Genomic DNA, 25877 nt, shown 5'->3' with positions numbered 1-25877 from the left:
CTAGGCCTTCGGGGCCACCTTGGAGAGGCCGTTGATGATGCGGTCCATCGCGTCGCCGCCCGTCGGGTCGGTCAGGTTGGCCAGCATCTTCAGCGTGAACTTCATCAGAATGGGGTGCGTGAGACCCCGCTGCGTGGCGATCTTCATGACCTTCGGGTTGCCGATGAGCTTCACGAAGGCGCGGCCCAGCGTGTAGTAGCCGCCGTAGGTGTCCTTGAGGACCTTCGGGTAGCGCTGGAGGGCGAGTTCGCGCTGGGCGGGGGTCGCGCGGGCGTGCGCCTGGACGATGACGTCGGCGGCGATCTGGCCGGACTCCATGGCGTACGCGATGCCCTCGCCGTTGAAGGGGTTCACCATGCCGCCCGCGTCACCGACGAGCAACAGGCCCTTCGTGTAGTGGGGCTGGCGGTTGAAGGCCATCGGGAGAGCCGCGCCCCGGATCGGGATCGTCATGTTCTCCGGGGTGTAGCCCCAGTCCTCCGGCATCGAGGCACACCAGGCCTTGAGGACCTCGCGCCAGTCCAGCTCCTTGAAGGAGGACGTGGTGTTGAGGACGCCCAGGCCCACGTTCGACGTGCCGTCGCCCATGCCGAAGATCCAGCCGTAGCCGGGCAGCAGCCGGTCCTCGCCCGGGCCGCGCTTGTCCCACAGTTCCAGCCACGACTCCAGATAGTCGTCGTCGTGGCGCGGGGACGTGAAGTACGTACGGACCGCGACGCCCATCGGACGGTCCTCGCGGCGGTGCAGGCCCATCGCCAGCGACAGCCGGGTCGAGTTGCCGTCGGCGGCGACCACGAGGGGCGCGTGGAAGGTGACCTCGCGCTTCTCCTTGGAGTCGGCGTCGCCGAGCTTCGCGTGCACGCCGGTGATCCGGCCCGTGCGGTCGTCGATGATCGGGGCACCGACATTGCAGCGCTCGTGCAGCCGCGCGCCCGCCTTCTGCGCCTGCCGGGCCAGCTGCTCGTCGAAGTCGTCCCGCTTCCGTACGAGTCCGTAGTCGGGGTAGGCGGCGAGATCCGGCCAGTCCAGCTGGAGGCGGACGCCTCCGCCGATGATGCGGAGCCCCTTGTTCCGGAGCCAGCCCGCCTCCTCCGAGATGTCGATTCCCATGGAGACGAGCTGTTTGGTGGCGCGCGGTGTCAGCCCGTCACCGCACACCTTCTCCCGCGGGAACGCGGTCTTTTCGAGGAGCAGGACGTCCAGTCCGGCCTTGGCCAAGTAGTAGGCGGTGGTGGAACCGGCTGGCCCGGCCCCGACGACGATCACATCGGCGGTGTGTTCGGAGAGGGGCTGGGACTCGGTCACGACGGGTTCTCCCCAAGTCTCGAAGGCGCTAGGTCTCGAAGTGCGAAGTCTCGAAATCCGCGTGCTGAGGGGCACGGGACATGGGCAGTCTATGCAGCGGTACTGATCACCTGGCTGAAGGGCTGCCCCGTGAACCGAGCTCTCCCCGTGGTACACCTGCGCGTCCCGACCGACGAGGACGCGTTCGCCTGGCACCGGGTCTTCGCCGACCCGGACGTGATGGAGTTCCACGGCGGAAAGCCGGCCGAGCTGTCCTTCTACGAGGAGCTGACCGCCCGGCAGCGCCGGCACGACGCCGAGTACGGATTCTGCTTCTGGACCATGCTCGACGAGGAGGGCCAGGTCATCGGCTTCACCGGCGCCCAGCCGTGGCCGCGCGAGTGGGGGCCGAAGGGCGAGATCGAGATCGGCTGGCGGCTCGGGCGCAAGCACTGGGGCAAGGGGTACGTCACCGCGGCCGCGCGGATCACCCTGGAGAGGGTGCGCGCGACGGGCGTGCCCAGCGTGGTCGCCATGGTGAACTCCCGCAACGAGCGCTCGATCGCGGTGACCAGACGCCTCGGCATGGAACTCGCCGAGACGTTCACGACGAAGACGTCGGACCAGCTGGGGCACTGCTACCGACTGGCTCTCTGACGGTTTCCGGCCAGGCTCCCGCCGCGTTCCGGTCCGGGTCCCGCCCGGATTCCGGGGGCTGCCGGGGCCGTTCGGCCGGGCTTTCCGACACCTTCCGGCACGGCTCGGCAGGGCTTACCCTGCCGGTACCGCTGGGGGTGACGTCTGTGCGCATAACACCCAAGACACCCGAAGTGCGCGTACCGCGGCTCGTCGGTCTGATGGCCGTGGACGCGCGCGAGACGGCCGAGGCGCGTGGGGTGCTGCTCGCCGCGCCCGACCGGCCCGACTTCCATCTGACCGTCGTCGATTACGTCGTACGCCAGTATCCGTTGCCGGGGTCCGAGGTGGCTCGCGGTGCGGTCGTCACTGTGTGGTTCGACTTCGGCGAGGGGGAAGGCGGTGGCGGGGCGGGCGTGCGGGAGCCTCGACGGGGTGGGCCACCGGCCGGAGGGTTGTACCGGGAGCTCGATGAGCCGGGGGATCCGTTTGCCGTGCTGCGGTAGGTGGTGTCGGGCGAAGGACTGCGCAGTTCCCCGCGCCCCTGAAGGCTCCCCGTGCCCTGAAAGCCAAAAGACCGCGCAGTTCCCCGCGCCCCTAATAGATCACGGGGCTTGCTTGTAGCCCCTGTGCAGGGCCACCACTCCGCCCGTCAGGTTGCGCCAGGCCACCTTCGACCAACCCGCCTTGGTGAGACGTTCGGCGAGGGCCGGCTGGTTGGGCCAGTCGCGGATGGACTCGGCGAGGTAGACGTACGCGTCGGGGTTGGAGGAGACCGCGCGGGCCACCGGCGGGAGGGCGCGCATCAGGTACTCGGTGTAGACCGTGCGGAAGGGCGCCCAGGTCGGGTGCGAGAACTCGCAGATGACGACGCGTCCGCCAGGCTTGGTCACCCGGTACAGCTCGCGCAGCGCGGTGTCCGTGTCCTGCACGTTCCGCAGGCCGAAGGAGATCGTCACCGCGTCGAAGGTGTCGTCCTTGAACGGCAGCTTCGTGGCGTCGCCCGCGGTGAGCGGCAGCCAGGGGTGGTTCTTCTTCCCGACCTTCAGCATCCCGAGGGAGAAGTCGCACGGCACGACGTACGCACCCGTGCGCGCGAACGGCAGCGAGGAGGTGGCGGTGCCTGCCGCGAGGTCGAGGATCTTCTGCGCGGGCCGCGCGTCGACCGCCTTCGCGACCTCCTTGCGCCACACCCGGTCCTGGCCGAGCGACAGGACATCGTTCGTCAGGTCGTAGCGTTCCGCCACGTCGTCGAACATCGAGGCGACTTCGTGCGGCTGCTTGTTCAGGGATGCGCGGGTCACGCCCCCATTGTGGCAGTACGGGCCGGGTGACTCTCCAGCACCCGGCCCGTACGCCGGTCAAAACGCCGCCGTGAGACCCGTGGGAAAGGGACTCAGGGCAGCAGCGGGCCCGTCAGGGCAGCAGCCTCGGCTTCTTCTTCGCCGCCACGTCCTCCACCCAGCCGCAGAGCAGGATGAACACGGCGATGAGGATCCAGCCGATGCCGAACATGAACCACTGGCTCTCCAGCGGCAGATACGTCTCGAAGGCCGGCACGTTCCAGAACTGGTCGATCAGCGGGACGGCCAGGATCAGCGCGATCTCGTGCCAGAGGTAGAGGGTCACGGCACGCGCGTTGAAGATCGTCACGATCCGGTCGAGGCGCTTGAAGCGGGCCAGCCCCGCGAAGTCGATCCGGAAGTGCGCCTTCGCGTACATCAGGAGTGTCACGAACCCCGCCGACCAGAAGGCCTGCGCGAGCGGGATGTCGTCGAGGTCGTACGAACCCGTCTCGGCCTGGTGCGTGAAGGCGTACCAGCCGCCGTAGCCGATCGCGGCGAGCGAGAGGACGACAACGGCGAACGGCTTGAGCCGTTGCAGGACGCCGTCGCGGTGCGCGAAGCCGAGGATCCAGCAGAAGAGGAAGGTGGCCAGGTCGGTGAGCGCGCTCCCGAAGCGGTCGTCCGGCGGCTCCCACAGGAAGTGGACGACCAGGATCGGGGCGAGGGAGAGAACGAGCACCGCGACCGGGGCCAGCCGGAACACCCTCAGGAGAAGGGGCGAGAGCAGCACGAACCAGAGGTACGTCCGCAGGTACCAGAGGATCTCCCAGGCCTGCTCGCCCCACGCGTTGCCCGGCGGATCGCCGAGCGGCACGATCCAGTAGACGATCTGCCAGCCGGGCATCCAGTCGTGGATCAGCATCGCGGTCACGACGAAGAAGCCCCAGAACCAGAAGGGCGGCAGCAGCCGGCGGATCCGGCTCCTGATCACCTTGAGGGCGGGCCGCTCCAGCGACTTCGCCATCAGCGTGCCGGCCAGCGCGAACATGATCCCCATGGAGGGGAAGACCATCCCCGCCCAGGCCCAGCCGAAGGTGTGGTACGTGACGACGCGGACCAGGGCGACCGCGCGCAGGGTGTCGAAGTAGCGGTCGCGGCCTGCGGGCTTCGGCGGTGCGTCCGGGGCCGGGGCCGGTTCGGGCTCCGACTCCCGGCCGCGAAGCCCGGCCTCGGTGGTGGCCGCGAACTCCGGTTCCACCGGCGGCAGTTGTGCCGTGTCGCCCGACAGCTGTCCCGGCACCTGCTCCGGCGCGGGGTACGCCGAGTAGTCCGCAGGCGGGTACTCCGGTACGTACTCGGGCGCGTACCCCTGCTGGTCGTGGCCGTCGTACTGCTGGGGATACGGCCGGCCACCGTACTGCGGCTGCCCGTACGGCTGTTGCTGCCGGCCGGACCCGTAGCCGTCCCCATACCCATAGCCCGGCGGTTGTTCCGGCGGGTAGCCCGGCTGGTCCGTCCCCCAACTCATCAGCTGACCCCCGCCGGTGTGCCGACCTCGCCCGTGCGCTTCAGCTTCTGCCAGCGCAGACGGCCGCCGGTGAGGGCGGTGATGCAGGAGTGGATGAGGACGAGGTACATCATCTGCCGGTACGCGAGCTGCTGCAGCGGCATCATCAGCAGGTAACGGTACTTCTCCCGGTCGAGCCGGAACGCGTAGGCCGCGCAGACGAGTTGGATGCCCAGGACGGCCAGCCAGGCGAGCAGGGCGGCCTTGAAGTCGATGAAGATCATCGAGTAGGCGGTGAACACGTCGATGAGCGGGGCGAAGACCGGCGTGATGATCTGGAAGATGACGACCAGTGGCATGCCGACCCGGCCGAAGCGGCCCGAAGGACCCTTGTCCGTAAGGGACTTGCGGTGCTTCCACAGCGCCTGCATCGTCCCGTACGACCAGCGGTAGCGCTGTGACCACAGCTGCTTGAGCGAGGCGGGCGCCTCCGTCCAGGCCCTGGCGTGCTCCTGGTAGACGACCCGCCAGCCGCCGCGGTGCATCGCGATGGTGATGTCGGTGTCCTCGGCGAGGGTGTCCTCGCTCATGCCGCCGACCTCCAGGACGGCGTCCCGGCGGAACGCGCCGATCGCGCCCGGGATCGTGGGCATGCAGCGCAGCAGGTCGTACATGCGGCGGTCGAGGTTGAAGCCCATCACGTACTCGATGTGCTGCCAGGCGCCGATGATCGTGTTGCGGTTGCCGACCTTGGCGTTGCCCGCGACCGCGCCGACCTCCGGGTCCGCGAAGGGCTGGACGAGCTGGTGCACGGCGTCCGGCTCGAAGACGGTGTCACCGTCCATCATCACGACGATGTCGTAACTGGCGCTGCGGACCCCGTTGTTGAGGGCGGCCGGCTTGCCCGCGTTCTCCTGGCGGATGACCCGGACGTTCGTCATGCCGAAGGACCGTGCCGCATCGCGCGCGATCTGGGACGTGTCGTCCGTCGAGCCGTCGTCCACCACGATGATCTCGATCGGATGGGTGCTCTTCGCCAGCGACTCAAGGGTGTTGGCTATGCACTCCTTCTCGTTGTACGCGGGCACGATCACGCTGACGGGCTGTGTGACCGTCGGCCCCCAGCTGAACCGGCGTTTGTTGCGCTGCCGGTAGTGCCTGCGGGCGAGGATCAGCATCATCCCGAAGCGGCCCATGACGGCGACGCCGACAACGGCGAGCCCGACCGCGAGCCCCGGTACGGTCCACTCGGCGACGGCGACGGCCGCGACGAGGGCCTTGCCTTCGTAGAGGGTGGTGCCGGTGGCGGTGCGGTGGGCGGCCTGGAGACTGTTGACTCCTCCGGCTTCACCCGACTGCCCCAACTGACCGTTCTGCCCCGGCTGTTGGCCCTGTTGGGCACCGGGGGCCTGACCGCCCGCCTGCTCGCTCTGCTCACTCTGCCCGCCCTGCTCGCTGCCGGGCTGCTGACTGTTCTGGGCGTTCTGGCCGGCCTGGGCGTTCTGGCCGCTCTGGGCGTCCTGGCCGTTCCCCTGCCGGATCGCGCCGCTGATGGTGGTGAAGGTGTAGCCCTTCGCCTTCATCTTCTTGATGTACGTCCCGAGCGCCTTGACCGTCTGCGAACGCTCGCCGCCCGCGTCGTGGAAGAGGACCGAGGCGCCCTTGCTCTTCGACGGCGTGGCCCACTTGATGATCTTCGAGACGCCCGGCCGCTTCCAGTCGTCGCTGTCGGTGTCGACGAAGACGCTGGTGTAGCCCTCCTCGCCGAGCTTCTTGTAGACGGGCCAGCTGTAGTTGTCGATGGCGTCCGCCTCGGAGGAGTACGGGGCACGGAACAGCGTGGTCGTGATGCCGGCCGCGCCCGCGAGCGCGAGCTGCGTCTGGTCCATCTCGCGGGCGATCCGGTCGTCGCTCTGGTACGAGAGGTCGACGTGCGTGAAGGTGTGGATGCCGATCTCGTTGCCCTGGTTCACCAGGTCCTTCACGATGCTCGGATAGCGCGACACCATCGAGCCGACCACGAAGAACGTGCCCGGAACGTCGTTCGCCTCAAGGATCTTGAGGATCTGCGGGGTCCAGGTGGGGTTGGGGCCGTCGTCGAAGGTGAGCGCGATGGTCTTCTCGGGAACGGACTGGCTCTGGGCCTCGCCGCCCCTGAAGGAGAGGATCGGCCCGCCGTCGAGGACCTTGTCGGGGACCTTGCTGGAGCTGGCGTTGCTGCGTACGCGCTCGTCGCCGCCGACCTCGGCGCGCAGATAGCCGTCGAGCAGCATCACGCTGGTGAGTGCGAGAAGGAGCAGCAGGGCGAGGATGACACGCGGTTTCTGCAGCGCCGCGGCCTTGCCCGCGGCCCGTGTCATCCGGGACGGGGCGCGCCTGCGGCCGCGCGAGGGCGTCGTAGTAGCCATGAGTGTGAGTGCGTTCCGGTCAGTTGGCGGCCACGGCCGCCGAGGCGGACGCGGACGGAGCGGAGACGGAGGCGGGGTCCGCGGATGCCGACGGGGCTGCGGTGGGCACGGCTCCGGCCGGCGGGGCGCCGGTGGCGACGCCCGTGGGCGGGACGCCGGTGGGCTGCGCGGGCGGGCTGCCGGTTCCGCCCTGCGGCTGGACACCGCCGCCGGGCCGGGAGTTCTGGTTGCCCGGGCCGCCGCCCCCGAAGGGCAGCAGCGAGGACGGGGAGAGTGAGGGGCCCCAGCCCATGAACGCCATGCCGAGCACGACCGCGTACCCGATGCAGACGACGCCCAGGAGGAGACCGATCCGGCGCAGCAGCTTCGCTCTGCGCCCGGAGTTGTCAACGAACACGGGACCGTCTTCGGACCCGTTGGACCCGTTGCCGCGTTTGCGGCGGCGGCCACGCCCAGCGGCGCGGGATTCGATGGCAGGCTCGGAATGCATTCCCCGGATATTAGGCAGCCTTTATGTGTCCGAAACTCTGATTTCCTTGTGAGTGCGCCATGAGAAATGCCTGATCCTGTCGTTTCCCTGAGAGAGTTCCGCTCGGCTTCGTGGACCGCGGTCGCCTGTGAGACGTTTTCGGTCCACGACGTGAACCAGAGAGCGGTGCATACGCAATGCGGAGTTTCCTCAAGCCGACTGCAGGGTTCGTCTGTCTGGCCGCCCTGACCTGCGCCGGGTGCTCCTCGGAACCGGACTCGGAGTCGTCGTCATCGTCGTCCTCACAGCCGTCGGCGGCGGGGGCGGCCTCGCGGTCGCCATCGGCCTCGGCCTCCGCCCCGGCGGAGTCGGCCGCCACCACGTACGCCCCGTACGTCAGCGCCACCACCGCCTCCGACAACGACTCGGCCGGCTCCCCGGCCACGTACAACCTCGCCTTCGTCATCGCGGGCGGCAGCAGCTGCACACCGAAGTGGAACGGCACGACGGCCATCGGTGACTCGGCGGTCAAGTCCCGTATATCGGCGCTCACGGAGTCCGGTGGCGCCGTGCGCGTCTCCTTCGGCGGCGCCTCCGGCAAGGAGCTCGCCTCGACGTGCGACAGCGCCTCCGAGCTGGCCGAGGCGTACGGGGCCGCGCTCGACGCCGCCGGGGCGACGGAGGCCGACTTCGACATCGAGGGCAAGCAGTTGACCGACTCCGACTCGGTCGCGCTGCGCTCCGAGGCGATCGCCCTGCTCCAGAAGGAGCGCTCCGACCTCGCGGTCACCTTCACCCTGCCCGTGATGCCGTCCGGGCTCGACAACGACAGCCTGGCGCTGCTGGAGTCCGCCAACGACAACGGCGTCCAGGTCTCCACGGTCAACATCATGACCATGAACTACGGCAGTTCATACGACGAGGACATGGGCGACTACGCGGAGACGTCGGCCAAGGCCGCCCACGACCAACTGGAGGACGTCTTCGGGCTGTCGGACGACGGGGCCTGGAAGGGGCTCGCCCTCACCTCGATGATCGGCGTCAACGACGTGGACAACGAGACGTTCTCCCTCTCCGACGCGGCACAGGTTCGCTCGTTCGCGGAGGAGAAGGGGGTTGCGTGGGTGTCGATGTGGTCGACGTTCCGGGACCAGCCGTGTGAAGGGGACGATGCGGATTCCGATGACGCGGCGACGAATTGCAGTGGCGTCGAGCAGGAGGCGGGAGATTTCGCCGAGGCGTTCACCGGGTGAGTAGGGTCACTTTTCCAGTGCGGGTGGGTAGGGGTTGCCCGCGCAGTTCCCCGCGCCCCTAAATGCGGCACCCTGCTTTTAAGGGGCGCGGGGAACTGCGCGGGCAACCACGACAAACCCGCACCCGAAACCCAGCCAACCAGCGGAGCTACGAAGCTACGGAGCTACCGACGCCGATGCACAAGCCGCCCCGCGCACACGGTCGCGATACACGTGCCGTCCGAGGCGAACACGGCAAGGTCGGCCCGCCCCACCTCCCGAATCGTCGGCGGCGCGGCACTCGGCAGCACGACGACATCCGTCCGCCCGGCGGCGGCCCGTAGTTCGGGTGAGTCGGCGTACTCCTCCAGCACGACCACCGCGCCCAGCTTCAGCACCGCGTGAATCCGCTCGCGCGGTGTCGGGGCGTCCGGGAGCGGCCCCCGGTGGACCAGGGCGGGCCCGAGCACTCCGGGCCACCGCCGGACGCGTGCGTCGGGAAACCGCTCGCGAATCTCCGCGAACGTCCCCACGGCCCCCACCCGGTCCCGTCCCACGACGACCGCGCCGTCCTTGATCGGCTCTCCGCCGTCCCAGACGACGCGTACCTCGTCGGCAGCGTGGATGGTCTCCAACTGGTCCTGGTCCTGGTCCTCGTAAGGGCTCAGTTGGAGGCGAGGAGCTTGAGCTCCGGGTGAGCCGTGCCGCCCGCGATCGCCGTGGAGGAGATGTGGGACATGACCCGCTCGTCGACCGGGTCGTTCGCCGGGTCGTCGTGGACGACGAGGTGCTCGTACGTCGTGGCCCGCTGGGCCGGGACGCGGCCGGCCTTGCGGATCAGGTCGATGATCTCCATGCGGTTGGAGCGGTGCTTGGCGCCGGCGGACGACACCACGTTCTCCTCCAGCATGATCGAGCCGAGGTCGTCCGCGCCGTAGTGCAGCGACAGCTGGCCGACCTCCTTGCCGGTCGTCAGCCAACTGCCCTGGATGTGGGCGATGTTGTCCATGAAGAGCCTCGCGATGGCGATCATCCGCAGGTACTCGAAGAGCGTGGCCTGCGTACGGCCCTTGAGGTGGTTGTTCTCGGGCTGGTACGTGTACGGGATGAAGGCTCGGAAGCCGCCCGTCCGGTCCTGTACGTCACGGATCATCCGCAGGTGCTCGATGCGCTCGGCGTTGGTCTCGCCGGTGCCCATGAGCATGGTCGACGTGGACTCGACGCCCAGGTTGTGCGCGGCCTCCATGATCTCCAGCCAGCGCTCGCCGCTCTCCTTGAGCGGGGCGATGGCCTTGCGGGGCCGCGCGGGCAGCAGCTCGGCACCGGCACCGGCGAAGGAGTCGAGCCCGGCGGCGTGAATGCGCTGGATCGCCTCCTCGGCGGAGACCTTGGAGATACGGGCCATGTGCTCGACCTCGCTCGCCCCCAGGCTGTGGATGACGAGCTGCGGGTACGCGGCCTTGATCGCGGCGAAGTGCTCCTCGTAGTACTCGACGCCGAAGTCCGGGTGGTGCCCGCCCTGGAACATGATCTGCGTCCCGCCGAGCTCGACGGTCTCCGCGCAGCGGCGCAGGATGTCGTCGAGGTCGCGCGTCCAGCCCTTGGCGGTGTCCTTGGGCGGCGCGTAGAAGGCGCAGAACTTGCACGCCGTGACGCAGACGTTCGTGTAGTTGATGTTGCGCTCGATGATGTACGTCGCGATGTGCTCCGTACCGGCGTACCGACGACGGCGTACGGCGTCGGCGGCGGACCCCAGCGCGTGCAGCGGGGCGTCGCGGTAGAGGTCGAGCGCCTCTTCCGGGGTGATCCGCCCACCCTCGGCGGCACGGTCGAGGACGGACTGAAGGTCGGCCTTCTCGGTCACCGGAGCGGTCCCTTTCATAGGGGTGTGGACGGACTGATCCAGCGTACGCCAGGCCGGGTGATCACCCGACGTCAGGCCGTGTGGTCCCCCGGACGTCAGGCCGCGTACGCCCCGATGAGGAGGCCCACGAAGGCACCCGCGATCAGGAAGGGCCCGAACGGCATGGAGGTCTTGCGCCCGGCCCTGCGGACCACGACGAGGCTCAGCCCGTACAGCCCGCCGAACAGGAACCCGGCGAAGGTGCCGAGCATCAGGACTCCCCAGCCGTACCAGCCGAGGACGGCCCCGAGCCCCAGCGCCAGCTTCACATCGCCGAAGCCCATGCCGTTGGGGTTGATGAGGAACAGCACGAAGTAGCCGCCGCCGAGGGCGAGGGACCCGTACAGCGCGGTCAGCCAGTCCCCGGCGTTCTCGGGCGCGGCGGCTGCTCCCGCGAGCAGGACCAGCGCGGCCCCCGCGAGCGACAGCGTCAGCACGTCCGGCAGCCGCTGCACGGTGAAGTCCACGATGGCGAGCAGCACCCCGAGGGGCGCGACCAACAGCCAGACACCCAGCTCGGGCCGGGTCCCGGTCGCCAGGGCCAGCAACCCGCAGACGAGAGCGGTGGCGAGGGTGATGAGGGGGGTGCTGGGGCCGTACGCCCGCCGCCCTGAGCACTCCGGGCAACGGGCCGGGCCGACCCAGCCGCCGATGAGATGGCCCTCGGGGCAGCGGGTCTGCCAGGGCTCGTCGGGGGCGACGGAGAAGCGATAGGCGGGGCGAGGGATGAACACGCCGATGGCGCCGCCCCAGAGGGCGGCACCAAGAGTCAGCAGGAGATCCACAGCACGCTCCCCACCGCTGCCGTTACTGCTGTGCCCACAGCGCCGGTCGCCCTGCCAACCAACCCCCACTCACCCGACGGCAGCAACACCACTCCGCCAAGCAGGAAGCAGTTCGTCCAGCAGGGCCTCGGTCCGCGGCGGCAGGCCGCGTGCCCCGGAACGCGAGACCAAATCCGCGGCGAGGCTCTTCAGACGGTCGCTGTCGCCCGTCGCGTGCGTGGCCCGCAGCAACTCGTTCCACAACCGCTCATCCCCCGGCGCGGAGCCGAGCGCCGCGTTCAACGCCTCGATCGCCTTCTCCGCCCGGTCCTTCTCCAGATGGAACGCGGACAGCGCGAGCCCGATGTCCGCGACGAGCAACGGCAGTTGGGCGTCGATGATCTCGTGGGTCAGCCACCCGTACCGCCCGGCCGACCGCTCGGCCAGCAACGGCCCCCGCACCAGCACCAGCGCGTCGGTCAGCAGACGCCCGCGTACGGCACGGCTGTTGGCGCCCCGCCCCTGCGTGGCCTCGTGGTACAGCGACCGCAGCACATCCAGGTCGGACACGACGGACTTGGCGAGCTTGAGCCGCCCGGTCGAGTCGGTGCCGAGCCGCGGCGTACCGTCCGGGTCGTTGCCGAGCCAGGCGCGCAGCCGCTCGACGAGCGCGTCCCGCACGTCGTCGGTGACACCGCGCGGCCAGAGCGCGGAGGACAGCACCCGCGGATGCACACCCTCGCGGTGCAGAAGCAGCAGCGCCAACGCCTCGTGCAGCAACGGGCTGCGCTCACCGTCCGGCGTTTCGAGGCCGATGATCTCGTACGGGCCGACGAGCCGCGCGTACACCGCGGGACGCCCCTGCTCGCTGATGTCGACAAGGAACGGCGGGGTGGTGGTGGGGCGGTCGTCGTCGCGCTCGGGATCGGCGTCGGTGAACAGCTCGACGACGGCCCGCTGCTGGGACACCGGCAGGAGCTGCGCGTCGAGTTCGAGGCCGAGGAGCGGCGCGAGGAGCTTGCCCTCGCTGGTGATCTCCATCTCCCAGGCGGCACCGGGCAGATCGCCCGACTGCGTGCCGACGAGGTATCCGATGCCCAACCTGCTTGCGTCGGCGGCCAGTTCGGCGAGCGTGACGGCGTCCTCGGCGGACGGCTCGGCGGCGAGCAGCACGAGGTGCGGGGCCCAACGGGTGTGCTGGGCAGGGCCCGTACGGCCGGTCAGGACCGAGTCGTGACCCGCGGCACCCAGCGCGCCGCGCCGCTGCCGCGTCTCCGCCTCCATGGTCTCCACGAGCGCCTCGATGTCGTCGAGGTGACGGAGCCGGTTGGGCGCGAGGGGAGTGAGGTCCTCGCCGAAACCGACGAGGGTGATCGTCATGCGGTCGGACCAGCCGTTGGTCGCCAACTCGGCGGCCACGGAGGCGAATACGCCCGCCCGGTCCTGCTCGCGGCCGCTCAGCGAGACGATGCCGGGCACGGCCTCCAGGTTGAGCAGCAGCCGCGAGTCGTCCATCGTGCCGAGACTGACGAGGCCGGGGTAGGGAGCGGCCGTGTCGACGTCCTCGTACCGCTCGGCGTCCGCCCGCGCGAGCATCCAGAACGTCTGGTCCTGCCCGAGCTGCCAGGGCGCCGGCGGCTTCCCGGCGGGCTGGGCGAGCTGGAGGTGCAGGTCGCCGTTGCCGCTCATCCAGGCCGCGTAGACGGTCGGCAGCGGCCGGGACTCACCCGCGAGCGAGGCGGCGAGCCCGCGCAGGGACAGGTCGAGAAGGCGTACGCCCTCGGGGTCGGCCCCCACCAGCAGCGCGTCCTGCGCGTCGGCGGCGGCGCCGGTGGGCGTCGGCGGTTCCATGCCGCGCCGCCCGCCGACGGCACCGAGGGCGGACTGCCACAGAGCCTGCCGGCGACGCCGGCCGAGGGCGCCGAGGAGTCCGGCGGCGAGGAGGGGCGCGCCGAGCAGCGCCTGCGGCAGCCCGAACCCGCCGTCCTCCCCGGCGGGGGCGGCGTGCTCCTGCCCTTGCTGTCCTTGCTGCCCGTCCTGACCCTGCTGTCCGGGCTGACCCTGCTGGTGCCCCTTGTCGGGTGCGGGCCGCTGCTCGGGAAGACTGATGTGGGCGGTGTCGCGGTCGAGGGACCCGGACCCAGACCCGCCGCCCTGCTGGCCGCCGGCGCCTTCGGCACCGCCGGTCCGGGCGTAGTCGGAGATCTGCTGCTGGACTTCCTCCGAGACCTTCGGGGCCTCGTCGGGCATCTCCACCAGCTCGCCGCCGCGGGCGTCGCCGGGCATCTCCATGATCCAGCCGGGCCGGATGAGGCTGGCCTCGGAAAGCTTCGAACCGTCGGGCTGCGTACGGTCCTTGTTGAGCTGGTAGATCTCCTTGTACCGCCGCCCGTCGCCCAGGTGGCGCTCGGCGACCTCCCAGAGGGAGTCGTGGTGACGGCCCTCGGGCGGCTGGATCCGGTAGAACTTCGTGTCGTCGTCGGAGGCGTGGGCGCCGGTCCCGCTCTCGGCGTGCGCGGCGGCGGAGGCCGCCTGCTCGGCCAGGGCGGCGGCCGTCGAGGCCGCCTGCTCCTGCTGCTGGCCGAGGAGGCCGCCCGGCGTCTGCTGCGCAGCCGCGGCGGCCGGCCGCTGGTTCCCGTCCAGCTGCTGCCCGAGCTGCGACAGCCCCGGCGTGAAGCTCGCCGCGGTCGCGCCGACGAGCAGCAGGGCCGCGACGAGCTGCCGCGCGAGCAGCTGGCTCGGGCCTGCGCCGGGCACGCGGTTCGGCAGCCCGACGCCCGACAGGGCGGCCTTCACCTCGACGAGCACGCACGCGGTGAACTGGGCCCAGGCGAACCAGACGACGACGGTCAGCGTATTGATGAACGTATCGACGCTGATCTCTTTCTGGAGCCAGTCCAGACTCGGCGAACCGCTCGGCAGCGGCCACCCGATCTGCGAGGCCAGCGCCCCGGGCACCCCGATCAGCAGCACGAGCAGGGCCACGAAGGCAAGGAACGCCTTCAGAAAGTCCCCGACCGTACGGCGCCGCCGAGGCAGGGGCTGCGGCGTCCGATTCCTCGGACCCGGCGAGCTTCCCGTCGAGTTGGAAGTGGTACGTCGCGCCATGGCGGGTGTCCTGGTGTCGTGTGTGGAGGGAGGGAGAGCGGGGGTGTGCTGAGCCTACTTAGATCTTATTGAGGGTGTCGAAGGGCGGGGAGAGGCAGAGTCCTTGCGCCCGACCGATTCCTCACCGGCCGCCCCCTATGCCCGCGATTTCCATTGGGGCGTCCGCCGTCCCCCGCCTGGGCTCCGAGCACTTCGCAACTGTCACGTCACAGATCTCACGATCCCCACACAATCCCCCAGCACCGCCCCGAGGCCCTCTACGTGCCACTGATAGCTTCGTTCTCTGTTGCACACATGCCTTATACAGGGGGAGTACACCCGTGGCCCGCCGCACCGTGACCACCGCTGCCGCGCTCGCCGCCTCCGCGGCGCTGCTTCTCACCGCTTGCGGCGGGAGCGACGACAAGTCGTCCGACGACATCAAGGGGGCGGACAAGGGGTCGAGCAGTCCGTCGGCCTCGGCGTCCGCATCAGCGTCGGCCGCTGTGGACCGCCCGAAGATCACGCTCCCGAAGAACTTCCAGTTGACCTTCGAGGACTGGACGAGCAGCGATCCGGAGACCCAGGCGCTCCTCACAGACGCCAAGGAACAGCTCCGCGCGGGATACGCGGCGATCATCGCCAACGAGCCCGACGGCGGTGACGCTCTCGCCTTCTACGACACCAAGCCCGGACTGTCCCAGGACCGACAGTGGATCAAGACCTACACCGGCAAGAACCTCACGGTGTTCGGCAAGCTGCCCGCGTTCGACCCCAAGGTCTCCTTCGCCACCAACAAGAAGGCGGCGTCTCTCTCTTATTGCACCGATGAGAGCAAGGCGTACTCGAAGAACCGCAAGACCGGCGAGGTCGCGGGAAATCCGGCCGGCACGGATCCCCGCATTTCCTACAACGTCAGCCTCGCCAAGAGCACGCAGGGCGTCTGGCAGAACCTGTCGACCCGCTCGGAGAGGGGTGCTTGCTCGCGATGACGTCTCTTCGTGGATGGTCGTCTCTGGCAGCTGCGTCACTCACTTCGGTGCTTCTCGCATCCACGTCAGCGCACGCCGTCGGGGACGGCGGAGTCAACGGGGCGGCCGACAAGGACCGGAACATCTCCGCCGCGGCCAACCAGTCGCGGATCGAGATCACCCAGGTGAGCGGCCCCACCGGCGGAAAGCAGGGCGCGCTCTCGTCGACGAACGTGAGCTGGAAGCCACCGCCCTGCTGGTACGAGCCCGTCTTCACGCCAGCCCAGCTGAAGGACTTCGCGGAAAACGACGGCAAGGGTGACGTCAGCCTTCGCCAGGGCTGGATCGGACCGCGCCTGTGGACCGAGCACTTCAAGGACGAGAAGGACGCTCGCAACTACTTCAGCACGCCGGCGACCGCGAAGGGCTACAAGGACTACAACCTCGGCAAGGACGGCTACTTCTGGCGCGGAGTCGCGCCGGACGTCAACGACGTCGACGACACGTCGAAGTGCGGCCAACTCATGTTCTGGCAGGACGCTGGCGAGATCCCCGACGTGCCGGACGCCCCCACTCCGAAGACCCTCGCCGACTACGCGTACGACAAGGTCAAGGTCCCCGAGACCGAGGTCGAGTTGAAGCCGGCGGCCGAGTCCACGGTGAACCTCCCGACTTGGGTCTGGCTGGACAAGGGGACCTTTCAGGAGGTCAAGGTCCGCGCCGAGTTGCCCGGTACCAACCTCTGGGCGGAGACGACGGCAAAGCCGGTCGCCCTGCATCTCGAACCCGGTACCGAGGACGCCGAGACCTACCCCGCCTCCGGCGAGTGCGAGATCAACGAAGACGGCTCGATCGGCACCCCGTACAAGAAGGGCGACGCCGAGCAGACGCCTCCCTGCGGCATCACGTACCTGCGTGCCAGCAGCGGAGAGCCCTACGCGCTCAAGGCCTCCGTCACCTGGCAGATCAGCTGGGAGGGCACCGGCGGTGCGGGCGGCGACCTGCCCGACGGCACCTTCGAGACCACGCAGGACATGAACGTCCAGGAAATCCAGTCGATCAACCGCTGACGGGCGGCAGCCCCTTCGCGGCAGTCGTTCCCGTTCTCCGAACTCCCACAGCTTCTCCGAGCCCCCACAACAGAAGAAGAGACGCGCACACCATGGCATCCCCCCACCCCGCACGCGCCGCACGCACGACCGGTATCGCTCTGCTGATGCTCGGTCTTACCTCCACCGTCGCTCTCACCGGGTGCGGCGGCACCACGGACGAGGGCGACGGGAAGGCCGGCACGAAGGACTCGGCCTCCGCCGCCCCCAAGGGCGCCGTGACCCGCCAGCAGGCGGCGAAGATCGTCGACAACTACGCGGCTGTCAACGGCAAGGCGAACGCGACGCGGAACGCCAAGCTGCTGGCGACGGTCGAAGGCGGCCAGGTCCACGAGCAGAGCAAGGCGGACTACAAGACCTTCAGCACCTGGACGAAGGCGGACCGGAGCGACTACGAGAAGCCCTTCTCCTACCAGGACCGTACGTACTACATCCCTGCCGGTGAGGACTGGTTCGCCGTCAAGGCCACCGCCAGTGGATCGAAGATCCCCGCCCTCCTGGTCTTCGACAAGGACGGCGGCGCCTGGAAGTTGACGTCCGCGATCTACTCCGACGCACCGATCCCGGCGATCGACACCGGCAACCACGGTCTCGCCACCGCCGTGGCGCCCTCCACCCGTGTCGGAGCCCTGGCCCCGAACGACGTGAGCGCGGCGTTCGAGGACCTGTACGAGACCGGTGGGAAGAAGGCCGGCGCCGCGATCTCCCACACCACGGACCCGGCCAAGGACGCCCTCAAGCTCTACAAGGAGCGCGACACGTTCGATCTGGCCAAGTGGGCGACCAAGAAGTTCTTCGCCAAGGACCCGGCGTACGGGACGACTTACGCGCTGCGGCTCGCCGACGGCGGCGTGCTCGCGGTCGTCCCGACCGCCCACACCCAGGAAACGCTCCTCAAGCAGCAGTACATGGGCAGCTTCGAGATCAACCCGAACAAGGAGGAGTCCGTCTACAACCCGGCCAAGCGCGCCATCGTCACCGACACCTTCCAGGGCATGACGCTCGCCACCCTGCCGAAGTCGGGCAAGCCTTCGGTGATCGCGTACGAGTACCGGATGACGGACTCGAAGTAGCCGGGGAGACCGGTGGGGCAATATCGGTACGGTGACAGGGGTACCGTCCGCTTCATATAGTCACAACTTGCGCAGACAGCAGTCACGAGCCGCCGAGGCACGGACACCACAGGGGGAACGCACATGGGCAAGCCCGACCTCGCGCTGCCGCTCAGTGAGCTGGAGGACTACGGCACCCGGCTGCGTGACATCAAGTCGCGGATGAACCACACCAAGAAGCTCTTCGAGTCCTACAAGGACGACATCGGCGACGGTGGCGTCTACGACAAGCTGGAGGACTTCGAGTCCAACTGGGAGGACGGCCGCGAGGACATCAACCAGGCGCTCGACGCGCTGGCCCAGATGTCCGATGCGATCGTCCGGGAGTTCAAGAAGCTGGACGACGACCTGGCCAAGCAGGTCTCCGAGGGCGTGAAGTCCGACGGCAAGGGTGGCCAGGAGGGCGGCGGCGGCAAGTAGGCCGTCCCGCCCGTGGCCCCGTCCGCGTGGGTGAGCGCCCGAGCCTCAGCCGGCCTCGCCACCCACGCCGTCAGCCGACCTCGTTCTCCGCAACCGCCCGCCCCCGGACCGTCACATCCCCGCCGTAGAACATCCCCGTGAAGACCGGCGCGTACGTGAGCTGGACCTCCACCTCGACCTCGTCGGCGTTCGCGGCGACGCAGTGGGTGGCGGCGATGTCCGCGCCGGTCATGCCCATCTCCTGGGCGAAGGCCTTGACCCGGGCGCCGCAGTTCTCGAAGAGGATGGGGGCGGGGCCGCCCTCGTTCTCGTAGAGGGCCTCGCGGTCGATGTCCTGGGCCGCGTACCGGGCGGCCTGTTCGGCGATGTCGGCGGCACGTTCCCGCTTGGAGATCGACAGGCCGCCGTCGATGACGAAGGCCGACAGGGACAGGAAGACCAGGGCGAAGATGATGACCGCTCCGGCGCCGGAACCCCGGTCGTCGAGGCGCGTGCGGCGGGCGGCGACCCAGTCGCGTACGGCGGGCGGGATGTTCACGCGGCCCTCCGCAGGGGGTCGATCGGCGAACTGAAGCTCGCGGTGAGCGTCGTGGGGACGTCGAGGCCGAGCATCGCCAGGCCCCGCACCTCACAGCTCACCTCGACCGTGAAGATGCTGTCGGGCTCGAAGCCCGCGCTCGTCTGGTTGACGGTCACGGGACCCGAGCAGACGTCGCCGAGGTCCGCGGCGGCTGCCTTGCGGGCCTCGGAGATGGCGATGGCGTGGTTCTTCTGGATCGAGCCGGCCCGGGCCGCGTCCCGCGCGGCGCCGTCGATCGCACCTCGCCCGTCCACGAGCTGCCCGAAGGCCACGAGGACCAGGATGAAGAGGATCATCACCGGGGCCAGGATGACCACTTCGATGGTGGACAGCCCCCGGTCGCGGGCGCCCACAGCGGCGACAGCACGAGCCCGCTGCCGTACAAAGCCCCGTACGGCCGAACGCGGCCTGCGCCCGGCAGGAAGCGCACGCATCGCCCGCATCAGTTGCCCTCCTCCTGCACGAACCGCTCCACCGGTCCCGAGGACTGCGCGTGCACCGTCATGTCCAGCCCCGGAAACACCGCCGGCACCTTCGCCGTGATCTCCACGCCCACCGTGTTCTGCTCCGGCTGGAGCATCTCCACGGTCGGGGAGAGCACCAACTGCGGCCCCAGCTGCGCGATGTAGCTGTCGACGACGTCCCGTGCCTCGCCCCGCCACGCGCCCGGCTGTTCGTCGGCCGTCGCGCGGGCCTTGCGGGCGCCGGCCTGGGCCGCCGCCTGGGCGACGTGGTCGGCGAAGAAGTACAGCGCGAACTGCACGGTGGCGAAGATCATGAAGAAGAGCACGGGCGTGAGCAGCACGAACTCGATCGCGGTCATGCCGGAGTCGCCGCGGGTGGAGGCGGCCTCCACCCGGCGGCGTACCCAGCGTCGTACGCTCACCAGTTACCCCGTATGAGAGACATGAGAGATATGAGGGATGTGAGAGAGAAGAGAGTCGGAGAGCGGAATCAGCAGGTGCTGCCCGCGTCCGCGCCCTTGATGCAGTCGCCGACCTTGTTGGCGCCGTCGCTCAGCGCGGCGTTGATGATCGCGGCGACCACTCCGACGATCGCCACGACGACCGCCGAGATGATGACCCACTCCACCGCGGACGCACCACGGTCGAGCTCGCCGGAGCGGGCACGCTGCACCCGCCCCTGGAGGAAGGTGATCAGGAAGTCCACCCCCGGGATCCCGGTGCTGAAGTTCCGTCCGTTCATGGTGAGTTGTCCTCTCAAGACAGTTCTCGAGTCATTTCAGAGCAGTTCAGGGATGCAGTTGTCGGTACTCGGAGCAGTTCGGGGATGCAGTTGTCGGTACCGAAGTCAGACCTGGAACACGCGCATCGCCGCCGGGAAGATCAGGAAGACGAGGAAGCCCGCGCAGAGCAGCAGCTGCGCGACGAGCATCGACTGCGACTTCTCGCCCGCGCTGCCCTCGATCTCGGCGAGTTCGCGGTGCCGCATCGTCTCGGCGCGGGAGGCGAGCGACTCGCGCACCTTCGCGCCGTCGTCCGCGACCAGCGCCAACGAGGCCGACAGGTCCTTCAGTTCCTCCACCCCCAGGTCCTCGCCCAGCGAACCGAGCGCCTGCCACTGGCTGATGCCGGTGATCCGGGCATCCGCGAGCGCATTACGGATGCGCTGCGTGGCCCAGCCGTCGGAGACCTCGGCGGCGGCCATCAGGGCCTCCGGGAGACCCCGGCCGCCCGCGAGGCTCATCGACACGAGGTCCAGATACGCGCCGATCACCCGCCGCAGGTCCCGCCGCTTCTCCGCCGCGTCCCTGCGTACTTCCAGGTCCGGCAGGAAGAAGAAGATGGTCGCGAACATCAGCGCGAGCCAGACCGGGATGACGGGGCTGCTGCCGAAGCCGAGCGTCCAGACCACGGCGAACATGAACGGGCCGAAGAACAGCCCGGCCGCCGCCAGCAGCACCTTCGTCGCGAGGAAGTTCTCCCAACTCCGGTCCAGCACGGCCAGGTCGGCCCGCAGCGACCGCAGCTCCCAGCCCTGCTGCATGTAGAACTCGGAGACGCGCGCGCCGACTCCGGTCCGTACGCTCCCGAGCCGCCCCTTGTCGGCGGTGGTGCGGTGCGAGGACTCGTACGCCGCTCCCCGCGCCCGCATCGCGTCGATGCGCGCGACCTGCGAGACCGCGCTTCGCTTGGACGGCATCATGGCGCGGACGAGGGCGTAGATGCCCAGGCCCAGGACGGCGCCGACCACGACGGGCATGGTCAGGGTCGAGTTCATCGGCGTACCCCCTCCTCCGGCAGCGACTGGGGCTGAGACGGCGTGGGCGACGACGTACGGGGACGCACGAACTGGACCGACGCCTCGTCCCGTACGAGGAAGCGTTCCGGCGTCTCGATGGTCGAGAGCTTGCGCAGCCATACGAAGCCGAGCGCGAACAGGCCGCAGACACAGGCGAGTACGAGCTGGCCGACCGCCGTGCCGTACGGCTCGACGAACTCGCGGTTGAAGATCGACAGGCCGAGGACGAACGCGACCGACACCGCGACGACGATCTGTACGGAGCGACGGGTCGAGGCGCGCTGCGCCATGACCCGCTGCCGCATGTCGACCTCTTCGCGCGCCGACTTGGCGAGTGCGCCCAGGACCTGCCGCAGACCCGGGCCGCGCAGCCGCGCGTTGAGGATCAGGGCGGCCACGATGATGTCGGCGGACGCGTCGTCGATCTCGTCGGCGAGCTGCTGCAGGGCTTCCGGCAGCGGCGTACGGGAGCGGAGGCGGTCGACGAGGGCGTCGAGGTGCGGGCGCAGGACCGGTGCCGCGGCGCGTGCGGAGGCGGGAATGGCCTGCTCCAGGCCGACCGCGCCCGCGATGGTGTCGCGCAGCGACTCGGTCCAGGAGGCGAGGGCCTCCACGCGGCGCATGGCGGACTTCTCCTCGGAGGCGCCGCCGAAGAGCTTGTCCCAGAAGAAGACGAGGACGGCGGTCGCGATTCCGGCGACGGCCCACCGCGTGAGCAGCAGGACGACGATGCCGGCGCCGGCCGCGATCGAACCGCGCTGACCGGCGAACCGTACGAGCTCGGAGGCCCGTTCGCTCGCCTTCTGCTTTTCGTGTTCGGGCTTGGCGGGCAGTCCGCGGACCGCGACGGCGAACAGCGCGAGGCCGCCGCCGACGGCGATGCCGCACGCGAGCGCGTACAGGACGGTGGTCGAGAACAACCCACCCATGGAGCCGAGTCCGTCGAGGTTCATGGTCAGCTCACCCCCAGTTCCCGCCGCCGGGCAGGCGATAGCCGTGCTGGATCAGGTCTTCGAGGCAGGCGAGGGGCGCGTGCGGCACGATCCGGCCGTCCGCCGCCTCGGCGAACACCTCACTGGACAGGACACGTCCGTCGACGCCGTTGACCTCGCGGATGGAGGTGACCATGCGCTGAAGTCGCCCGCCCGTCTGGTAGTTGTTGCGCCGCTGAACGAAGACGACGAAGTTCACCGCGCCCGCGACGAGCATCTGGCTGGCCTCGATGGGCAGCCGCTCGGTGGCCTGGAGCGCGTACGTGGAAATACGGTTGAAGACCTCGCTGGAGCTGTTGGCGTGGATCGTGGACAGCGAGCCGTCGTTGCCCTGGGACATCGCGTTCAGCATGGTCACGATCTCGTCGCCGAGGACCTCACCGACGATGACGCGCGAGGGGTTCATACGCAGCGACCGCCGGACCAGCTCCGCCATCGAAATGGTGCCCTGGCCCTCGGAGTTGGGCAGCCGCTCCTCGAACGCCACGACGTTCGGGTGCAGATCGGCGAACTGGTCGAGGCCGAGCTCCAGGGCGCGCTCGACGGTGATGAGGCGCTCGTGCGGCGGGATCTCGTTCGCCAGGGCCCTCAGGAGGGTGGTCTTACCGGCGTTGGTCGCGCCCGCGATCATGATGTTCTTGCGCGCCCGCACGGCACAGGCGAGGAAGTGCCCGATGTCGGGGGTGAGCGTGCCGTTGCCGACGAGGTCGGACATGAAGACCTTGCCCATGCGCGCGCGACGGATGGAGAGCGCCGGGCGCCGGGTCACGTCCATGACGGCGGAGAGCCGGGACCCGTCGGGCAGCCGCAGGTCGAGCTGCGGGTTGGCGGAGTCGAAGGGCCGGGAGGAGAGTCCGGAGTACGCGCCGAGGATCTGGATGAGCTCGATGAGCTCCTCGTCGGTCTCGGCGACGGGATCGCCCTTGGTCTCCTCGCCGTTGGCGTAGCCGACGAAGACCTGGTCGTACCCGTTGATGTCGATGTTCTCGACCTCGGGGTTGTCCAGCAGCGGCTGCAGACGCCCCACTCCGAAGAGCGCGGCGTGCACGGCGGCGGCGTACTGCTCCTCGGTCTCGGCGTCCAGCGGCGTACGCCCGGAGTTGATCTCCGTACGGGCGTACTCCTCCAGTATCTGGGCTATCACCGCGCGGGCGTAGTGCCGCTCGTCCTCGTTGGACATCGGCGTGACGCCGGAGACCTGGTCGAGACGGCGCTGCTCGGCGATACGGTCACCGGCCTCCTGCCGGAACCGCTTGACCAGCTGGTGGTCGACCGCTGTCATCGGCCGGCTCCGGCGGTGGGCTGACCGCTGGGACCGCCGGCCGCCGGTACGGCCCAGGCCGCGCCGAACTGCTGGTAGAGGTCCGAGGTCACCTTGCGCGCCGAGCGGATGAGCAGCGACTTGTCGAGCCGTCCGCGCTTGCGGCCGGCCAACTGGTCGGCGCCTGCCGGGTCTTCGGCGATCGTGCCGACGACGCGGGCGCCGGTCTGCGCGGCCACCAGCATGTCGTTGACCTGGTGGACGAGCTTGCCGGACTCGCTCGGGTCGGTGATGAGGACGACCCCGATGAGGGGCGTGCCGAGGGCGGCGGCACCGCGCGCTCCGCCGTGCAGCTTGGCGCTGAGGGCGGCGGCCCGGTCGCGTACGCGCGCGATGGCCTCCGGCTCGGTGCGGGAGATGAGAAGTACGAGGGCGGCCTGCGAGAACATCTCGACGGCCGGGGTGTCCCCGCTGATCCGCCCGCAGTCCGCGATGACGTCGGCGGGCGCGTGCGGGGAGTCGGCGAGCTGTGCGAAGGCCCGGCCGAGCGTGGGCCACAGCCCCGCGAGCCCGGCCGCCTGCTCGGCGTTCCCGAGCCCGACGAGCACTTCGAGCCCACCGCTCAACGGCTGTACGTGGTCCCAGAGTTGATCCGGTACGAGGCCACGGCGGGCGGTGGCGGCGATGGAGAGCATGCCGGTGTTCGGGTTCAGCGGCCCGCCGTGCGCGGCGGCACTGCGGTACACGAGGTCGCCGCCGGCCGGGTCGGTCTCGGCGAGCAGCACCCTGCGGGGCCAGACGGCGGCGAGGGCGACGGCCGCCGTGGTGACGCCGGGGGAACCTTTGTCGGCGGCGAGGGCGATGAGGGCCATGGTGTGTGTGACTCTCTTCGCCGCTAGTTGCCGGGGACCTTGACGAGGGCGACCTGGTTCGCCGCGGCGGCGCGGGCCAGCGCGGCGGCATCGCTCTCGTCGACGGTCACCGTGTAGCGCTTGTTGGTGCTGCTGATGGTGGTGTCGCTCTTGGTCGAGGGCACGGTGGTGATGCGCGCGTCGGAGACGATCGGAGTGCTGCCGTTGCCCGCGGCACCGGTGCCCGTCTCGTCGTCCGAGTTCGAGGAGCTGGTGTTGCCGACCTGGTAGGCGGCCACGAGGTCGCCCACCTCGATGCCCTCGGGGTACTGCCCCTCCTTGAGGGAGAGACCGACGATGGCCTTGCCGGCCGGGAGAGCGCTCTTGGGGCCGAACATCTCACCGATGACGAGGGTGCCCCCGTAGATGGTGGACTTGGCCTTGAGCTTCTTCAGCGTCTCGACCTGGCTCCACTTGACGTAGTTGACCCCGGAGTCACCCGCGACCAGCACCGACTCCACGTTGTCGCCGACGGACTGGCCGGCCTGGATGTCGGCCGTCACCTTGACGACCTCGACGCGGTCGCCGGCGCGCAGCACCAGCATGGTCGCCCCGAGCGCACCCACGAGGATCAGCAGGACCGCGAGCGCGGCCAACGCCGGTTTGCGCTCGCGAGGCGGCGAGGGAAGGCGCTCCCCCATCGTCGGCTGAACCGGCGCAGCAGAACGGTTGTTGCCCGCCCCCGTACGCTCCTGGATCTTCACGCAACCGCTCCCCGTACACCCAAGAAGGTTTCGTCATTCAGGACACTTGGAACACTTCACCCTCACCGGGCGTACCGCCCGACCTGGTCGAATAGCCACGGCCGGAACGAGTGTCAAGTCATCGCACCGTATCAGCAGCGCATAAGCCCCTCAAGGCGCGCCCATGGCCTCGGATCCCACACGCCCCGACGTTATCCACGCGCAACGCGGGCCGTTCGGTTCCCGCTTGCGGAAGGCCCTGCATACGGGGCCGCCACTGTGCACCAGCGAATCATCCGCCCCTGCTCCGACGGCCGTTCGTCACGCTCCGTCCATCAGGTCTGCACTACTCGCTCACGGGGGTGGGGCGGGGGCGGGGCGGGGCCGTGGAAGGATCACCAGCGATCTTCGGCCGCGCTCCGGCGGCGAGGACGACGCCGGTACGGGTTCGCTTCGGGTTCGGTACGGGTTCAGGACGGGTTTCGGACGGGTGGAGTTGGTTGCGGTGACGGGGCTTCTGCCCGTGAGTGGTGCGGCGCTGTCCGCGGATGCCCGGCTCCTCTCCTCGATACGCGACGTCGGCGCACGCCGGGGCGTCGACGTCGACTACACGGACGACGCGGCGACGACGGAGATGCTCGCGCGGCACCGGCGCACGCTGAGTGCCGCCGAGCACGGTCCCCTGATGTGGCTGGGCTCCCTGGCACTGGTCGCGGCCATCGTGTGGCCGTTCCTCGGCCACACGGTCCCGGCCTTCGAAGGCCGGGACCGTGTGGCCGTGACGTCCCTCGTCGTCGTACGGCGCCGCTGGAAAAGGGAGTTGCTCCACCCGAGACTGGCGGGCTACCGCGAGGTCCTGGGCCTGGCGCGTGCACACGGGGTGCCGGTGACACACGTACCGGGCTGGCTGGTGGGCCGGTCGATGAGCGGCGACAGGGAGACGGTGCCGATTCCCGCGTATGCGGAGGTGGAGCCGTTGCCTGCGGGGTCGGGGTCGGGG

General features: G+C 69.5%; 25 protein-coding genes and 1 pseudogene. 8 read left to right on the top strand and 18 right to left on the bottom strand.

The features are described 5' to 3' along the window. Positions 1-1305: a geranylgeranyl reductase family protein gene (locus tag AOK17_RS04205; protein WP_055610916.1), complete on the bottom strand. Its 1305-nt coding sequence runs from the start codon at positions 1303-1305 to the stop codon at positions 1-3. A gap of 129 nt (positions 1306-1434) precedes the next feature. On the opposite strand from AOK17_RS04205, the gene AOK17_RS04200 reads away from it, so the two are divergent. After that, positions 1435-1941 carry a GNAT family N-acetyltransferase gene (locus AOK17_RS04200; protein WP_055610915.1) on the top strand — a complete coding sequence of 169 codons (507 nt, stop codon included), beginning with the start codon at positions 1435-1437 and terminating at the stop codon, positions 1939-1941. 146 nt (positions 1942-2087) lie between these two features. After that, a complete protein-coding gene (locus tag AOK17_RS04195) occupies positions 2088-2426 on the top strand; it encodes a PASTA domain-containing protein (protein WP_079052786.1) in 339 nt (112 codons plus the stop codon). A 99-nt stretch (positions 2427-2525) separates the two neighbouring features. Here AOK17_RS04195 and AOK17_RS04190 read toward each other — a convergent pair whose 3' ends face one another. The 4 genes from AOK17_RS04190 to AOK17_RS04175 form a co-directional block, all read right to left on the bottom strand. Continuing rightward, the gene (locus AOK17_RS04190) at positions 2526-3224 is read right to left on the bottom strand and encodes a demethylmenaquinone methyltransferase (RefSeq protein ID WP_055610913.1); all 699 of its coding nucleotides are present in this window, start codon (positions 3222-3224) and stop codon (positions 2526-2528) included. Positions 3225-3336: 112 nt separating this feature from the next. Further along, complete coding sequence (locus tag AOK17_RS04185) at positions 3337-4734, bottom strand: acyltransferase family protein (protein ID WP_055610912.1); 1398 nt, start codon at positions 4732-4734, stop codon at positions 3337-3339. Beyond that, entirely contained in the window at positions 4734-7121 is a 2388-nt protein-coding gene (locus AOK17_RS04180) for a bifunctional polysaccharide deacetylase/glycosyltransferase family 2 protein (protein WP_055610911.1), read from the bottom strand. The genes AOK17_RS04185 and AOK17_RS04180 overlap by 1 nt, the downstream gene beginning before the upstream one ends. A 19-nt stretch (positions 7122-7140) precedes the next feature. Then, positions 7141-7611, bottom strand: a complete 471-nt coding sequence (locus tag AOK17_RS04175; protein WP_079052785.1) for a hypothetical protein — start codon at positions 7609-7611, stop codon at positions 7141-7143. A 176-nt stretch (positions 7612-7787) separates the two neighbouring features. Here AOK17_RS04175 and AOK17_RS04170 point away from each other — a divergent pair, with 176 nt between their 5' ends. Continuing rightward, on the top strand, positions 7788-8843 hold the full coding sequence (locus tag AOK17_RS04170) for a chitinase (RefSeq protein WP_055610909.1): 1056 nt from the start codon (positions 7788-7790) through the stop codon (positions 8841-8843). Between the two features lie 164 nt (positions 8844-9007). On the opposite strand, the gene AOK17_RS04165 is transcribed toward AOK17_RS04170, so the two are convergent. The 4 genes from AOK17_RS04165 to AOK17_RS04150 form a co-directional block, all read right to left on the bottom strand. Further along, positions 9008-9457, bottom strand: a complete 450-nt coding sequence (locus AOK17_RS04165) for an imidazolonepropionase-like domain-containing protein (protein ID WP_055610908.1) — start codon at positions 9455-9457, stop codon at positions 9008-9010. 29 nt (positions 9458-9486) lie between these two features. Beyond that, positions 9487-10686 carry a cyclic dehypoxanthinyl futalosine synthase gene (gene mqnC, locus AOK17_RS04160; protein WP_055610907.1) on the bottom strand — a complete coding sequence of 400 codons (1200 nt, stop codon included), beginning with the start codon at positions 10684-10686 and terminating at the stop codon, positions 9487-9489. 95 nt (positions 10687-10781) lie between these two features. Next, on the bottom strand, positions 10782-11510 hold the full coding sequence (locus AOK17_RS04155; RefSeq protein ID WP_055610906.1) for a prepilin peptidase: 729 nt from the start codon (positions 11508-11510) through the stop codon (positions 10782-10784). 69 nt (positions 11511-11579) lie between these two features. Next, complete coding sequence (locus AOK17_RS04150; protein WP_055610905.1) at positions 11580-14597, bottom strand: bacterial transcriptional activator domain-containing protein; 3018 nt, start codon at positions 14595-14597, stop codon at positions 11580-11582. A gap of 320 nt (positions 14598-14917) precedes the next feature. Here AOK17_RS04150 and AOK17_RS04145 point away from each other — a divergent pair, with 320 nt between their 5' ends. From AOK17_RS04145 to AOK17_RS04130, 4 genes are all read left to right on the top strand, one after another. Next, positions 14918-15568, top strand: coding sequence for a hypothetical protein (locus AOK17_RS04145; RefSeq protein ID WP_055610904.1), 651 nt, complete (start codon positions 14918-14920; stop codon positions 15566-15568). After that, complete coding sequence (locus AOK17_RS04140) at positions 15565-16617, top strand: hypothetical protein (RefSeq protein ID WP_055610931.1); 1053 nt, start codon at positions 15565-15567, stop codon at positions 16615-16617. Before AOK17_RS04145 ends, AOK17_RS04140 begins: the two co-directional genes overlap by 4 nt. A 92-nt stretch (positions 16618-16709) precedes the next feature. Next, positions 16710-17729 (top strand): DUF8094 domain-containing protein, encoded by a 1020-nt coding sequence (locus AOK17_RS04135; protein ID WP_055610903.1) that lies wholly within the window; start codon positions 16710-16712, stop codon positions 17727-17729. 123 nt (positions 17730-17852) lie between these two features. Beyond that, positions 17853-18188, top strand: a complete 336-nt coding sequence (locus AOK17_RS04130; RefSeq protein WP_055610902.1) for a hypothetical protein — start codon at positions 17853-17855, stop codon at positions 18186-18188. 70 nt (positions 18189-18258) lie between these two features. On the opposite strand, the gene AOK17_RS04125 is transcribed toward AOK17_RS04130, so the two are convergent. The 9 genes from AOK17_RS04125 to AOK17_RS04085 form a co-directional block, all read right to left on the bottom strand. After that, entirely contained in the window at positions 18259-18726 is a 468-nt protein-coding gene (locus AOK17_RS04125) for a pilus assembly protein TadG-related protein (RefSeq protein ID WP_388359795.1), read from the bottom strand. Next, on the bottom strand, positions 18723-19211 hold the full coding sequence (locus AOK17_RS04120; protein WP_245697003.1) for a TadE/TadG family type IV pilus assembly protein: 489 nt from the start codon (positions 19209-19211) through the stop codon (positions 18723-18725). Before AOK17_RS04120 ends, AOK17_RS04125 begins: the two co-directional genes overlap by 4 nt. Beyond that, positions 19211-19591, bottom strand: a complete 381-nt coding sequence (locus AOK17_RS04115; RefSeq protein ID WP_245697004.1) for a TadE family protein — start codon at positions 19589-19591, stop codon at positions 19211-19213. The genes AOK17_RS04120 and AOK17_RS04115 overlap by 1 nt, the downstream gene beginning before the upstream one ends. A gap of 131 nt (positions 19592-19722) precedes the next feature. Then, positions 19723-19974 carry a hypothetical protein gene (locus tag AOK17_RS04110; protein WP_055610899.1) on the bottom strand — a complete coding sequence of 84 codons (252 nt, stop codon included), beginning with the start codon at positions 19972-19974 and terminating at the stop codon, positions 19723-19725. Positions 19975-20079: 105 nt separating this feature from the next. Continuing rightward, positions 20080-21009, bottom strand: a complete 930-nt coding sequence (locus tag AOK17_RS04105; RefSeq protein WP_055610898.1) for a type II secretion system F family protein — start codon at positions 21007-21009, stop codon at positions 20080-20082. Then, entirely contained in the window at positions 21006-21959 is a 954-nt protein-coding gene (locus tag AOK17_RS04100; RefSeq protein WP_055610929.1) for a type II secretion system F family protein, read from the bottom strand. Before AOK17_RS04100 ends, AOK17_RS04105 begins: the two co-directional genes overlap by 4 nt. A 31-nt stretch (positions 21960-21990) precedes the next feature. Next, entirely contained in the window at positions 21991-23304 is a 1314-nt protein-coding gene (locus tag AOK17_RS04095; protein ID WP_055610897.1) for a TadA family conjugal transfer-associated ATPase, read from the bottom strand. Further along, entirely contained in the window at positions 23301-24155 is an 855-nt protein-coding gene (locus AOK17_RS04090) for a hypothetical protein (RefSeq protein ID WP_055610896.1), read from the bottom strand. The genes AOK17_RS04095 and AOK17_RS04090 overlap by 4 nt, the downstream gene beginning before the upstream one ends. Positions 24156-24178: 23 nt before the next feature. After that, on the bottom strand, positions 24179-24898 hold the full coding sequence (locus AOK17_RS04085; RefSeq protein ID WP_055610895.1) for a hypothetical protein: 720 nt from the start codon (positions 24896-24898) through the stop codon (positions 24179-24181). Positions 24899-25382: 484 nt separating this feature from the next. On the opposite strand from AOK17_RS04085, the pseudogene AOK17_RS04080 reads away from it, so the two are divergent. After that, positions 25383-25877 (top strand): annotated as a pseudogene (locus AOK17_RS04080) (hypothetical protein); the annotation flags it as partial.

It is taken from the genome of Streptomyces phaeochromogenes, assembly GCF_001418655.1.
Lineage (GTDB): Bacteria > Actinomycetota > Actinomycetes > Streptomycetales > Streptomycetaceae > Streptomyces > Streptomyces phaeochromogenes.
The sequence above is the reverse complement of the archived record's forward strand: the minus strand, read 5'-3'. Positions and strand labels throughout refer to the sequence as shown.

What these genes read in the sequence shown, in the direction of transcription:
- AOK17_RS04185 (WP_055610912.1), bottom strand. Translation starts at nt 4,734, where the DNA reads ATGAGTTGGGGGACGGACCAGCCGGGCTACCCGCCGGAACAACCGCCG.
- AOK17_RS04180 (WP_055610911.1), bottom strand. Translation starts at nt 7,121, where the DNA reads ATGGCTACTACGACGCCCTCGCGCGGCCGCAGGCGCGCCCCGTCCCGG.
- AOK17_RS04175 (WP_079052785.1), bottom strand. Translation starts at nt 7,611, where the DNA reads ATGCATTCCGAGCCTGCCATCGAATCCCGCGCCGCTGGGCGTGGCCGC.
- AOK17_RS04170 (WP_055610909.1), top strand. Translation starts at nt 7,788, where the DNA reads ATGCGGAGTTTCCTCAAGCCGACTGCAGGGTTCGTCTGTCTGGCCGCC.
- AOK17_RS04150 (WP_055610905.1), bottom strand. Translation starts at nt 14,597, where the DNA reads ATGGCGCGACGTACCACTTCCAACTCGACGGGAAGCTCGCCGGGTCCG.
- AOK17_RS04140 (WP_055610931.1), top strand. Translation starts at nt 15,565, where the DNA reads ATGACGTCTCTTCGTGGATGGTCGTCTCTGGCAGCTGCGTCACTCACT.
- AOK17_RS04135 (WP_055610903.1), top strand. Translation starts at nt 16,710, where the DNA reads ATGGCATCCCCCCACCCCGCACGCGCCGCACGCACGACCGGTATCGCT.
- AOK17_RS04130 (WP_055610902.1), top strand. Translation starts at nt 17,853, where the DNA reads ATGGGCAAGCCCGACCTCGCGCTGCCGCTCAGTGAGCTGGAGGACTAC.
- AOK17_RS04120 (WP_245697003.1), bottom strand. Translation starts at nt 19,211, where the DNA reads ATGCGGGCGATGCGTGCGCTTCCTGCCGGGCGCAGGCCGCGTTCGGCC.
- AOK17_RS04115 (WP_245697004.1), bottom strand. Translation starts at nt 19,591, where the DNA reads ATGACCGCGATCGAGTTCGTGCTGCTCACGCCCGTGCTCTTCTTCATG.
- AOK17_RS04110 (WP_055610899.1), bottom strand. Translation starts at nt 19,974, where the DNA reads ATGAACGGACGGAACTTCAGCACCGGGATCCCGGGGGTGGACTTCCTG.
- AOK17_RS04105 (WP_055610898.1), bottom strand. Translation starts at nt 21,009, where the DNA reads ATGAACTCGACCCTGACCATGCCCGTCGTGGTCGGCGCCGTCCTGGGC.
- AOK17_RS04100 (WP_055610929.1), bottom strand. Translation starts at nt 21,959, where the DNA reads ATGGGTGGGTTGTTCTCGACCACCGTCCTGTACGCGCTCGCGTGCGGC.
- AOK17_RS04095 (WP_055610897.1), bottom strand. Translation starts at nt 23,304, where the DNA reads ATGACAGCGGTCGACCACCAGCTGGTCAAGCGGTTCCGGCAGGAGGCC.
- AOK17_RS04090 (WP_055610896.1), bottom strand. Translation starts at nt 24,155, where the DNA reads ATGGCCCTCATCGCCCTCGCCGCCGACAAAGGTTCCCCCGGCGTCACC.